Below are 8,324 nucleotides of genomic sequence, written 5' to 3'. Positions count from 1 at the left end.
CCCGCGCGGCGATGGTGCCCGCCGACATGGACTGGTCCGACATCGGCAACTGGCAGGCGCTGCACGAGGCGCTGGAAAGCGATGAGCACGGCAATGCGGTGCGCGGTTCGGGCACGGTCGAGATGGTCGATTGCCGGGGTGTGCTGGTCGACAGCGACGGTCCGCGAGTCTCTGTGATCGGGCTGGAGGACGTGATTGTCGTCGTCGATGGCGATGACATCATGATCACTACGGTTGCCGGCGTGCAGAAGGTGGGCAATCTTTCGGGCGCTAGGAATCAGTGAGTATTCGTCGATGACCAACGCCCGCGCTTCCTCCTCGCTGCCGATCCGACAGGTCGAGAAGCCCTGGGGCCTGGACGTCCTGCCTGCGCCGTTCGAGGCGCCCGAGGGCCAGCGCATCGGCGAAATCTGGTTTGAGCCGCCCGCCGCTCTGCCCGAGCTTCTGGTCAAGTACATCTTCGCCAGCGAGGCGCTGTCGGTGCAGGTCCACCCCTCCGATGCGCAGACGCTGGCCAAGGGCATCGGGCGGCAGGGCAAGGAGGAATGCTGGCTGATCGTCGCTGCCGAGCCGGGCGGCAAGCTGGGCATCGGCTTCGACCGGGAGATCGGCGAGGACGCGATGCGCGCCGCCGCGCTCGACGGGTCGATCGAACACCTGATGACCTGGCACGAGGTCGTGCCGGGCGACTTCTTCTACATCCCGGCCAATACCGTCCATGCCATCGGCGCAGGCGTTAGCCTGATCGAGGTGCAGCAGAACAGCGACATTACCTATCGCCTCTACGACTACGGCCGCCCGCGCGAGCTGCATCTGGAGGACGGGATGGCGGTATCGCACGGCGAGCCCTATTCGCGCGAGAAATGGTTCAAGCACGTGCCGCTGGACGGCTCGCAGGTGCTGGTCGATGGCCCGCTCTTCGTGCTGGACCAGATCGCGGGCGTGCCGTCGCAGGAGATCGCGATGCGCTATCCCGATACACTGCTGGTGATCCCGCGCGAGGGCGCGGTCGAAGTCGCGGGCGAGTTCATCGCGCCCGGCAGCTGTGCGCTGGCGATGAGCGTCGCCGACGTACGATTTGCGGAAAACGGCGTTTGCCTGCTGACGAGGCCCTGTAAAATCGCGTCCTGACGGTGCATGAAGGGGGACATGATCGTCCAGACCATCCAGTTGGCACTGACGCCGGTTTTCGTGCTCGTGGCCATCGGCAATATCCTCAACATCCTCTCGACGCGGCTCGGGCGCGTGGTCGATCGCGCGCGGCTCCTGCAGGAGCGGCACGGCACCACGCAGGGCATGGAGCACGACATCGTCGTTAGCGAACTGCGGCTGGTGAACCGGCGCATGACGCTGATCACCCAGGCGGTGCGCTTCATGGTGCTCTCGGCGCTGGCGATCGGCGTGACGGTGGCGGTGCTGTTCCTGTCCGGCCTTGGCGGGATGGACTGGCATGCGGCGGCGGCGGTGACCTTCCTTGCGGCGATCGTGCTGCTGCTCGTCGCGCTCGTGCTGTTCCTGCGCGAAACGCAAGTGGCGGCCGACGCACTGCGCATCCCCAGCGACTATCTGGAACTTCATCGCCACATCTGAGAATCCGTTTGAAAATTCGTCGCAGGCGAATTTCGCGGCACCGGCCCACGCCCCCACCCGGCCTCCCATCAAGTATACTTCCGTGGGAGGCCGGGTGGGCCAAGTACTTGCAACTGGGGCCGGTGCCGCCAAATTCGCTTCAGCGAATTTGCAGACAGGCTCTCAGAGCCGGGGCAGCGTCACTCCGCGCTGGCCCATGTACTTGCCCGCGCGGTCGGCATAGCTCGTCTCACACGGTTCGTTGCCCTTGAGGAACAGGAACTGGCAGGCGCCCTCGTTGGCGTAGATCTTCGCGGGCAGGGGGGTGGTGTTCGAGAATTCGAGCGTCACGTGGCCTTCCCAGCCCGGTTCCAGCGGCGTGACGTTCACGATGATGCCGCAGCGCGCATAGGTGCTCTTGCCCAGGCATATGACCAGAACGTCGCGCGGGACGCGGAAGTATTCGACCGTGCGGGCCAGCGCGAAGGAGTTGGGCGGGATCACGCAGACGTCGGTGGTACGGTCCACGAAGGAGTTCGCCGCAAAGTCCTTGGGATCGACCACTGCCGAATCGACGTTGGTGAAGATCTTGAACTCCGGCGCGACGCGGGCGTCGTAGCCATAGGAAGACAGGCCGTAGGAAATGCACCCGTCGCGGCGCTGCGCCTCCACGAACGGCTCGATCATGCCGTGTTCCTGGGCCTGCTGGCGGATCCACTTGTCGCTGAGGATAGACATGGCGCGGGTGTTACCCAAGCGGTGCGGGCGGGCAAGAGCCTCGTGCGGGGTTGTCCACGTGGAAAGGCGGGGATAGGCTGAGCCCCGTGACGATGCTTCCCCGCCGCTTCGCCCTGACGCTGGTTTCGCTGGCTGCTCCATTGCTCGCTCTGACCGCGTGCAATCCCGAATCGGATGCAGGCGCCGAGCCGCCGCCTGCCGCGAAGATCGACCCGAGCCCGCAGGCCAAGGCCAAGGCGGCCGAACTGGCGAAACGGGAGGACGCGCAACTCGCCTGGCTGAAGACAACACTCGACAAGCCCGCGCATTCGCAGGTCTATTCTGCCGCGATCGGACAGGCGCGCGGCCGCGCCGAACATTGCCAAGACCAGCACTGCATCAACCGCGCCCTGAAGCGCCGCGAAAGCCGTCTCAACTTTGCCGAGGGCAAGCACGCGCGTATCCCTTTCCTGCCGTTCCCGTCGGGGCAATTCGCGCGGGGAGAAGCGGGCTATTCCGGCCCCGTGCGGATCGTCCCGCTAATCGACGGCAAGGCGATGCTGGTCATCTCGCTGTCCTTCAAGGGTCGCCCGTCCTGCACGCTGGACGGGGTCATGAGCCGCGACGACGACAAGCAGACCTGGACCGTCGCCTCACTGGAAGAAGGACTGCCGATGCTGGTCTTCACCCCCAGCGGCAAGGACGCCTTCCAGCTGTCCTATGCCGAAGCCGGGCACCAGCCGCACACGGATGATTATTGCACGGCGGGCACGAGTATCGACGGACGCTATACTCTGGCGAAATGAAAAGGCTTTAGTCTCCATTTAACACACGGCTGCTAAGCCCCGCCGTATGACCGCACGCATCCTCGTCGTTTTCGGCACGCGCCCGGAAGCCATCAAGCTGTTCCCCGTCGTCCACGCGCTCAAGGCCGATCCCCGGTTCGAGTGCGTGGTCTGCGTCTCCGCGCAACACCGCCAGATGCTCGATCAGGTGCTGGAGATCGCCGGGATCGTGCCTGATCACGACCTCGACGTGATGCAGCCCGACCAGACGCTCGACGCGCTGACGGCGAACCTGCTCACCGGGCTGGGCAAGGTGATGGACGAAGTGAAGCCAACCCGCGTGATCGTGCAGGGCGACACCGCCACCGCCATGTCGGGCGCTCTCGCGGCCTATTACCGCAAGCTGCCGGTCGATCACGTCGAGGCAGGGCTGCGCAGCTACAACATCTACCATCCGTGGCCCGAGGAGGTGAATCGCAAGATCATCGGCGCCATGGCGAGCCTGCACTTCGCGCCCACCACCACCAGCGAGGCTGCCCTGCTGCGCGAGAATGTGGCGGCCGACCGCGTCCACGTCACCGGCAATACCGTGATCGACGCGCTGCATTGGGTCACCGCCGAGATTGAGCGTAATCCCGCTCTCGCGTCAGGCCTCGCCGACCTCGAAACCCGCTTCGCAGGAAAGCGCATCATCGGTGTCACCAGCCACCGCCGCGAGAACTTCGGGGAGGGCATGGAGCAGATCGCGCAGGCCATCCGCGAAATCGCATCGCGCCCCGACACGGCGGTGATCTTCCCCGTCCACCTGAACCCCAACGTGCGCAAGGTGATGAACGAGCGTCTTTCCGGCCTCGACAACGTCGCGCTGATCGAGCCGCTCGACTACCCGCACTTCGCCCGGCTGCTGGCGATCAGCGAGATCATGCTCACCGATTCGGGCGGCGTGCAGGAGGAAGCCCCGGCCCTCGGCAAGCCGGTACTGGTGATGCGTGAGACCACCGAGCGGCCCGAAGGCGTCGAGGCGGGCACCGCGAAACTCGTCGGCACCGATGCGCGCCGGATCGTTACCGAATTATCAACCCTGCTCGACGATAAGACCGCCTACGAGGCCATGGCGCGCGCCCACAATCCATTCGGAGACGGGCAGACCTCGCGCCGCATCCTGGAGCTGCTTGCGAATGAAATCTGATAACAAACCCTTGGTCTGCGTCGTCGGCCTCGGCTACATCGGACTTCCCACCGCCGCCGTGATCGCCCGTTCGGGCAGCAAGGTGCTGGGCCTCGACGTGTCGAAGAAGGTGGTCGACACCATCAATCGCGGCGAGATCCATATCGAGGAAGTCGACCTCGACGGTCTCGTGCAGGGCGTCGTTTCGCGCGGGCTGCTGTCGGCCTCGCTGGAGGTGGAGCCCGCCGACGTCTTCGTGATCGCGGTGCCCACGCCGTTCGAGAAGGACGAGAAGGGCGACCACGCCCCTGACATCTCGTATGTCCTTGCAGCGGGCCGCAAGATCGCGCCGGTGCTCAAGGCGGGCGACGTGGTGATCCTCGAATCGACCTCGCCGGTCGGCACCACCGAGAAAATGCGCGACATGATCGCGCAGATGCGCCCGGACCTGAAAATTCCCGGTCTGACGCGCGAAACCCCGGACATCTCGATCGCCTACTGCCCCGAGCGCGTCCTGCCTGGCCGCATACTCGAGGAACTGACCAACAACGACCGGTCGATCGGCGGCATCACCCCGCGCTGCGCGCGCAAGGCGCTGGCGTTCTACAAGCGCTTCGTGCGCGGCGAATGCGTCACCACCGACGCGCGCGCGGCCGAGATGACCAAGCTGGTCGAGAACGCCTACCGCGACGTCAACATCGCCTTCGCCAACGAACTGTCGATCGTCTCGGACCGCATGGGGCTGGACGTGTGGGAGGTGATCCGCCTCGCCAACCGTCACCCGCGCGTCAACATCCTCTCGCCCGGCCCGGGCGTCGGCGGCCACTGCATCGCGGTGGACCCCTGGTTCATCGTCCACGGCGCGCCCGAGGAAACCCCGCTGATCCGCACCGCCCGCGGCGTCAACGACGGCAAGATGCACCACGTCATCGCCAAGGCCGTAGCCCTGATCGAAGCTCATCCGGACGCACGCATCGCCTGCCTCGGCCTCGCCTTCAAGGCCAACATCGACGACTTCCGCGAGAGTCCGGCCCGCTTCGTCGCCAGCCGCATCGCGCGCAAGTTCGGGGAGCGCGTCTCGATCGTCGAGCCCTATGCCGCCGAACTGCCGATCGAGTTCACCGACACCGGCGTCACCCAGATCGACATCGACGAAGCGCTGGAGACTTGCGAGATCCTGATCGTGCTGGTGGACCACGACGTCTTCCGCGTCGTGCCGCTGGCCGAACGCGCGACCAAGCTGGTCTACGATACGCGCGGCATCTGGGCCGACCAGCCCCGCGTCGTGCGCGAGGAAGCGGCGAAGCTGGCTCTGGCGAGCTGAGGCGGCCCAACCTGCGTCACCCGCGGACGAAACGAAGAAGCCCGGAGTAGCACTACGCTGCCCCGGGCTTCTTCGTTTCGCTGATGGATAAGGCCGATTCGGCGCCACCCGGCAAAATTTGCCTAGTTGTTCCAGAATCTTGCGACCAAACACTTCATCGCATTTCGTCGCTTGTGGACAGTGCGACGAACCGTGCGAGAGGGGCGGTGACCGCCTGCCCCCTTCGCTATCGCAACAAGAGTTGCGCGTTATAACTCCTGTCCATGAAATTCGTTCCCGCACTCGCTCTGGCCGCTGTCGCTCTGTTCACCCAGCCGGCCATGGCCCGTCCGCTCCAGTGCGCACCTTATGCGCGGGAACATTCAGCCATCGATCTGCACGGCAACGCTGCAACGTGGTGGGGTCAGGCCGAAGGCACGTACGCGCGCGGCAAGACCCCGATGACCGGCTCGGTGCTGGTGTTCAAGGCGACCGGCGCGATGCCGGTGGGCCACGTGGCCGTCGTCAGCAAGATCGTCGATGAGCGCCATGTGGTGCTCAACCACGCCAACTGGTCGCGCCCCGGCATGATCGAGAAGTCGGCCATGGCCGAAGACGTCTCGGCCAACGGCGACTGGAGCAGTGTTCGCGTGTGGTACGCCCCGACTCAGTCGCTGGGCCTGCGCACCAGCCCGACCTTCGGCTTCATCTACGCGCCTGGCGCCGCTGCCGCCGATCAGAAGCCCGGCCTGCCCAGCGACACCTTCCAGGCCGCTTTCGCGCAGCTTCCCTCGCAGGGCTGATCTCTATTTATCGCCGCTGTTGCCGTCCCGGACTTGACCCGGGACCGTAGACGCGTGTGCGCCCGATCCTGGGTCAAGCCCGGGACGGTACAGGATGCGAAAGCGGACGCCTCCCCTGCCGAACGCAGGGGGTACTCGGTGGCGGCCCGCTTTCGCAGCCTGATTACTTGCAGACCCTGACCTTCTTGCCGCGCTGCACCTGATAGCGGCAGGTCACCTTCTTCGCGGGCTGCTTCTTGGTAACGCCAGTCTTGCGCACGGTGGTGGTCTTCTTCACCACCGGCCTGGCGGCGGTGTGCGTATCATGCTGCGCCGTCTGCGCACCGGCCACGGACGGTGCGAAAGCGCCCAGCGCAAGGGCGGCGAGGATGGTCATGCTGGTCTTGTTCACGGGTAGTCCCTGTTCTCGGATCGGCCGAATGGGCCAAGGGCGTCGCACCCGCCTTGGGACGGTGAAGACACCTGCGCGCCTGAAGTTCAGGTGAACGGGAGCGGAATTTACAAGAACTTACGTAGCATTACAGGCCGTGCAGGTCGGTCATTTGGCCGGGTCTATAAGCGCCAGCCTGCGGACCGACCGCGCGGTCTGCACCACGAACACGCCGATCAGGATCACGCCCACGCCGCCAACGAACCAGTCGAAAACGGTCATCGCCTCCATGTCGCGCTGCTTGTCGCCGAGGATCAGCATCGCGAACGTCAGGGAGATGAGGATCAGGCGCAGTTCGGTCGGCCCGGCGTTGAGGTACGACAGCCGCAACTCGCCCAGCACCCGCACCGCCAAGAAGGCGTGAATGCACAGCAGCAGGTAGCCGACCATGGCGATCAGCGAGACTTCCAGCCGCACATAGGGGCTCACGCCGATGCCGAGCAGGATCAGGAAAGTCGCGATACCGTCGCAGCTGTGATCGAGGAAATAGCCGTAGCGGGGCCGCTCGATATGGCGAAAGCGGGCGAGGCTGCCGTCCATCGAATCGCCGAACCAGTGCAGCAGGTAACCCGGCATGCACAGCCACAGCCAGTCTTCGTCGAGCAGGCTGGTGGCATATCCGGCGAAGATCAGGACCGCACCGACCATGCCCAGCGCGGTCAGCAGGTCGGGCTTCACCCAGGCCGGCATGCGTGCGCAGAGCCAGTTGAGCAGCCGCCGCTCCCCGATGGCAAGGAAGTTGCCCTGAATACGGACGGGGGGCGCAATACGATTTTCCTGCATGGGCCCTTATTGTGACAAGCGGATGGCTTGGCAAGGTAAACCGCCGCCGTGATGGGCCATTCCGTCGCGTCTGACGGGGTTATTCCCCCATCAAATGCACCGCGATCTCCCGGCAATGCGGTCGGCGCCGGTGTTCGGCCAGATAGATGCCCTGCCAGATGCCCAGCGCCATGCGTCCGTCGATCACCGGGATCTGCAGGTTCACGCCCGTCAGCGTCGCCTTGAGATGCGCAGGCATGTCGTCCGGCCCCTCGTCGTCATGGGCATAGTGCGCACCCTCGGGCGCCAGCCGGTCGAGCCAGGCGGCGATGTCCACCCGCACCTCGCGCGCGGCGTTCTCCTGGATCAGCAGCGAGGCCGAGGTGTGGCGGCACAGCAGCGTCAACAGACCCTCCTCGATGCCGGTCTGCGCCAGCCACTCGGCCATCGCCCGTGTGATTTCGGTGAACCCGCGGCCCGGCGTATCGATGGAAAGGATGGTCGAGGCTTGTCGCATTGCGCCACGGTGCCCGCTTGCGACGCCGCTTTCAACCACGGCGCGAAAGGAAGAGGACATCCATGGACACGCAGTTCTGCAAGGTGGCGACGGACGGCCGCGTCATGACCATCACCATCGACCGCCCCGAGATGCGCAACGCCCTTCACGCCGAGGCGCATTTCGAACTGTCCGAGGTGTTCGACCGCTTCGAAGCCGACCCGGCACTCTGGGTCGCGATCCTGACGGCCTCGGGCGACAAGGCGTTCTCGGCGGGCGCGGACTTGCGCA

11 protein-coding genes and 1 pseudogene are annotated in these 8,324 nt (G+C 65.4%); 8 read left to right on the top strand and 4 right to left on the bottom strand.

The annotated features are described in order from the left end of the window. The 3 genes and pseudogenes from LH128_RS18765 to LH128_RS18755 all read left to right on the top strand — a co-directional run. Positions 1-284, top strand: a pseudogene (locus tag LH128_RS18765) (mannose-1-phosphate guanylyltransferase); the annotation flags it as partial. Between the two features lie 10 nt (positions 285-294). Then, positions 295-1,131 (top strand): class I mannose-6-phosphate isomerase, encoded by an 837-nt coding sequence (locus LH128_RS18760; RefSeq protein WP_008831256.1) that lies wholly within the window; start codon positions 295-297, stop codon positions 1,129-1,131. A gap of 18 nt (positions 1,132-1,149) precedes the next feature. After that, the gene (locus LH128_RS18755; protein ID WP_008831255.1) at positions 1,150-1,590 is read left to right on the top strand and encodes a DUF2721 domain-containing protein; all 441 of its coding nucleotides are present in this window, start codon (positions 1,150-1,152) and stop codon (positions 1,588-1,590) included. Positions 1,591-1,752: 162 nt separating this feature from the next. Here the strand turns inward: LH128_RS18755 and dcd are convergent, their stop codons facing one another. After that, complete coding sequence (dcd, locus tag LH128_RS18750) at positions 1,753-2,307, bottom strand: dCTP deaminase (protein ID WP_008831254.1); 555 nt, start codon at positions 2,305-2,307, stop codon at positions 1,753-1,755. A gap of 86 nt (positions 2,308-2,393) precedes the next feature. On the opposite strand from dcd, the gene LH128_RS18745 reads away from it, so the two are divergent. The 4 genes from LH128_RS18745 to LH128_RS18730 all read left to right on the top strand — a co-directional run bounded on the left by LH128_RS18745 (position 2,394) and on the right by LH128_RS18730 (position 6,345). Beyond that, complete coding sequence (locus tag LH128_RS18745) at positions 2,394-3,092, top strand: hypothetical protein (RefSeq protein ID WP_037520273.1); 699 nt, start codon at positions 2,394-2,396, stop codon at positions 3,090-3,092. A gap of 46 nt (positions 3,093-3,138) precedes the next feature. After that, positions 3,139-4,260, top strand: a complete 1,122-nt coding sequence (wecB, locus tag LH128_RS18740; RefSeq protein ID WP_008831252.1) for a non-hydrolyzing UDP-N-acetylglucosamine 2-epimerase — start codon at positions 3,139-3,141, stop codon at positions 4,258-4,260. After that, on the top strand, positions 4,250-5,563 hold the full coding sequence (gene wecC / locus LH128_RS18735) for a UDP-N-acetyl-D-mannosamine dehydrogenase (protein ID WP_037520270.1): 1,314 nt from the start codon (positions 4,250-4,252) through the stop codon (positions 5,561-5,563). Before wecB ends, wecC begins: the two co-directional genes overlap by 11 nt. Before the next feature lie 263 nt (positions 5,564-5,826). Further along, a complete protein-coding gene (locus tag LH128_RS18730) occupies positions 5,827-6,345 on the top strand; it encodes a CHAP domain-containing protein (protein WP_008831250.1) in 519 nt (172 codons plus the stop codon). Between the two features lie 163 nt (positions 6,346-6,508). Here LH128_RS18730 and LH128_RS18725 read toward each other — a convergent pair whose 3' ends face one another. The 3 genes from LH128_RS18725 to LH128_RS18715 all read right to left on the bottom strand — a co-directional run bounded on the left by LH128_RS18725 (position 6,509) and on the right by LH128_RS18715 (position 8,054). Continuing rightward, positions 6,509-6,736, bottom strand: a complete 228-nt coding sequence (locus tag LH128_RS18725; RefSeq protein ID WP_008831249.1) for a hypothetical protein — start codon at positions 6,734-6,736, stop codon at positions 6,509-6,511. Between the two features lie 147 nt (positions 6,737-6,883). Beyond that, a complete protein-coding gene (locus LH128_RS18720; RefSeq protein WP_008831248.1) occupies positions 6,884-7,558 on the bottom strand; it encodes a CDP-alcohol phosphatidyltransferase family protein in 675 nt (224 codons plus the stop codon). A gap of 79 nt (positions 7,559-7,637) precedes the next feature. Continuing rightward, positions 7,638-8,054, bottom strand: coding sequence for a secondary thiamine-phosphate synthase enzyme YjbQ (locus LH128_RS18715; protein ID WP_008831247.1), 417 nt, complete (start codon positions 8,052-8,054; stop codon positions 7,638-7,640). 62 nt (positions 8,055-8,116) lie between these two features. Between LH128_RS18715 and LH128_RS18710 the strand changes: the two genes are divergently transcribed. After that, positions 8,117-8,324, top strand: a 208-nt coding sequence (locus tag LH128_RS18710) for an enoyl-CoA hydratase-related protein (RefSeq protein WP_008831246.1), incomplete at its 3' end; no start/stop codon positions are given.

The sequence above is a fragment of the Sphingomonas sp. LH128 genome, assembly GCF_000293195.2.
Taxonomy (GTDB): Bacteria; Pseudomonadota; Alphaproteobacteria; order Sphingomonadales; family Sphingomonadaceae; genus Novosphingobium; species Novosphingobium resinovorum_A.
The sequence above is the reverse complement of the archived record's forward strand: the minus strand, read 5'-3'. Positions and strand labels throughout refer to the sequence as shown.

What these genes read in the sequence shown, in the direction of transcription:
- LH128_RS18760 (WP_008831256.1), top strand. Translation starts at nt 295, where the DNA reads ATGACCAACGCCCGCGCTTCCTCCTCGCTGCCGATCCGACAGGTCGAG.
- LH128_RS18755 (WP_008831255.1), top strand. Translation starts at nt 1,150, where the DNA reads ATGATCGTCCAGACCATCCAGTTGGCACTGACGCCGGTTTTCGTGCTC.
- dcd (WP_008831254.1), bottom strand. Translation starts at nt 2,307, where the DNA reads ATGTCTATCCTCAGCGACAAGTGGATCCGCCAGCAGGCCCAGGAACAC.
- wecB (WP_008831252.1), top strand. Translation starts at nt 3,139, where the DNA reads ATGACCGCACGCATCCTCGTCGTTTTCGGCACGCGCCCGGAAGCCATC.
- wecC (WP_037520270.1), top strand. Translation starts at nt 4,250, where the DNA reads ATGAAATCTGATAACAAACCCTTGGTCTGCGTCGTCGGCCTCGGCTAC.
- LH128_RS18730 (WP_008831250.1), top strand. Translation starts at nt 5,827, where the DNA reads ATGAAATTCGTTCCCGCACTCGCTCTGGCCGCTGTCGCTCTGTTCACC.
- LH128_RS18720 (WP_008831248.1), bottom strand. Translation starts at nt 7,558, where the DNA reads ATGCAGGAAAATCGTATTGCGCCCCCCGTCCGTATTCAGGGCAACTTC.
- LH128_RS18715 (WP_008831247.1), bottom strand. Translation starts at nt 8,054, where the DNA reads ATGCGACAAGCCTCGACCATCCTTTCCATCGATACGCCGGGCCGCGGG.